The 1859-nt window shown below is 35.2% G+C and carries 3 protein-coding genes and 1 pseudogene; 3 read left to right on the plus strand and 1 reads right to left on the minus strand.

Translation table 11 applies throughout. The annotated features are described in order from the left end of the window. Positions 1-270: pseudogene (locus tag ASJ81_RS12020) on the minus strand (IS110 family transposase); the annotation flags it as partial. Between the two features lie 507 nt (positions 271-777). Here ASJ81_RS12020 and ASJ81_RS22810 point away from each other — a divergent pair. From ASJ81_RS22810 to ASJ81_RS12030, 3 genes are all read left to right on the plus strand, one after another. After that, on the plus strand, positions 778-906 hold the full coding sequence (locus ASJ81_RS22810) for a DUF2795 domain-containing protein (protein ID WP_170943295.1): 129 nt from the start codon (positions 778-780) through the stop codon (positions 904-906). A gap of 229 nt (positions 907-1135) precedes the next feature. Next, positions 1136-1339 carry a DUF2795 domain-containing protein gene (locus tag ASJ81_RS12025; RefSeq protein WP_245860108.1) on the plus strand — a complete coding sequence of 68 codons (204 nt, stop codon included), beginning with the start codon at positions 1136-1138 and terminating at the stop codon, positions 1337-1339. Between the two features lie 86 nt (positions 1340-1425). Next, positions 1426-1758: a hypothetical protein gene (locus tag ASJ81_RS12030; RefSeq protein ID WP_095644652.1), complete on the plus strand. Its 333-nt coding sequence runs from the start codon at positions 1426-1428 to the stop codon at positions 1756-1758. The last annotated feature ends 101 nt before the right edge of the window (positions 1759-1859 follow it).

Genomic DNA, 1859 nt, shown 5'->3' on the forward strand with positions numbered 1-1859 from the left:
GGTAAATACCTTCATATCTCGAGCATTTCCAACTATTACAGGTAGATGCTTTATCAAAGAATCATAAATAGGAACCCAGAAATCACTTGTTGACTCACATGCAACAACATTACATTTTTCGGATATTACCCAATTTTTAAGGGCTAAAATTCCTTCGTCATCTCTGTTGAAACGTTGCTGTTGTTTTTCGCCAGATCTACTGATAATTGTAGCAATGAAAAAGATTTTGTGAATGTCTAGACCACAAGCTTTGTTTATGACTTCAATCATATAACATCACCCAATTTATTTGGGCAGTCGAATTGCCTAAAAGGCCAATTTAGCATCCGTGATCAAAGTCACATTTGAGCCTTCGATGGCAATTCACTGATTAGTTTTCTGACGGTTTTGAAAAACCAAAATAAGGACAACCTTACTGCCCAAGGTAATAAGGGCTTAATAGTCAAAAAAGAGGGCGTAGAGTACTTTCATTGATTTGTGCATGTTATTCGAAGAATTTCATGTACGTTTTCTATACAGTTTTTTCTGGCGTCAATATAGAAAAACAGAGTTTAATAGATTTATAAATTTTCTTTAAATTTCCTCTGTTGACAAAGAAAGCAGAATCTCAAAATTTGATAAATATCCTCTAACAAATATTTGTGTTGAATCGTTTTTATATAATTATAATTCTAATTATATTATTTATCGGAGGCGGACAGCAAGGGGAAAAGAGGTAGCTACCTGAATCTCTATTAAGGTTACCTATCAAAATGATAAACAAGAGATTAGGAAATCATGATTGTACGAGTACTGTTTTATCCTGCTAACAAAAATCTTCTCAGGTTTGCAAGGGAAAACAGGCAGAAAATGACTTTGGATACTTTGAAGGGAATACCTGAAATGGAATATAATGCCAGAATATAATTAATGCTCTGAATTATCAGTGAAACCGAACATCTGGAAAGCCAGAGTACTAAAAAGCAAACAAGTCCAACTACTGAATTTTATGGGACAGGTTTTTGGTCAAGTAAACTCACCTGAGGAGCATGTTCTATAACTTAGACTAAAGGCTCAAAAAGCTCTAAGGTTCAGAAAGCTCTTATGAAAACATATTCCAGTAATGACGAGGTCATTATAGAGCTTGAAAAAGTAAATGGTATGGTGGATCTATGGAAACCAATCCAAATCAAGTTCCAAAGTTTTTAAAAAATGTAACATATCCTGCAAAAAACAGGATCTTATTGAAAATGCTAAAAAAAATAATGCGAGCAATAAGGTATTAGAAACTCTTGAAAACATTCCAGACAAAGAATACACCAGAGCCGAGGATGTCAACAAGGAATTCCAAATAAAATAAGTTCCGATAGTTATACTTTACGTGGTTCAGTCTGTGTCTGCATAAACGGTTGACTAAAGGGTCAAACTCGTATTAGGGGGTTAAGAATGAAAAAGATATCAATAGCTTGTCTGATAGTTTTATGCTCAATTTATTCTACTGGGTTAGCACAAGCACAGTTTGGAGGAGGTGGTTGTAGACCAGTAACGTATTCCGATATTACACCTGACAGGTTTGAGTGCATGAAGCAGGGTCTTCAGGACTACGGCATCAACGTTCCGTCGGGAGAAAGCGGAGAAATTTCCGGCAATGGGATTACTGCGAATTTTGAATGGGATGGAAAATCAAAGCTTACTATCATAGTTACCGAAAAACCATTTTTCGCTGGCTGCGGGACCATAACTGACAGAATAAGACAGTTTGCACAAGACTGCGAATAAAATATTTAGGAGTTACGCAGTTGGCTTTTACCACATTGTTTTTAGTAACTCCACAAATATATGAATTAATTTAATGTGTATATGGGATTATTTAAATATGC

Origin of the sequence: Methanosarcina spelaei (genome assembly GCF_002287235.1) — an archaeon.
In the GTDB taxonomy this organism is placed as follows: Archaea; Halobacteriota; Methanosarcinia; order Methanosarcinales; family Methanosarcinaceae; genus Methanosarcina; species Methanosarcina spelaei.

Bases quoted from the DNA above. Each gene is read 5' to 3' on its own strand.
- ASJ81_RS12025 (WP_245860108.1), top strand. From the start codon at position 1,136: ATGGTATGGTGGATCTATGGAAACCAATCCAAATCAAGTTCCAAAGTT.
- ASJ81_RS22810 (WP_170943295.1), top strand. From the start codon at position 778: ATGATTGTACGAGTACTGTTTTATCCTGCTAACAAAAATCTTCTCAGG.
- ASJ81_RS12030 (WP_095644652.1), top strand. From the start codon at position 1,426: ATGAAAAAGATATCAATAGCTTGTCTGATAGTTTTATGCTCAATTTAT.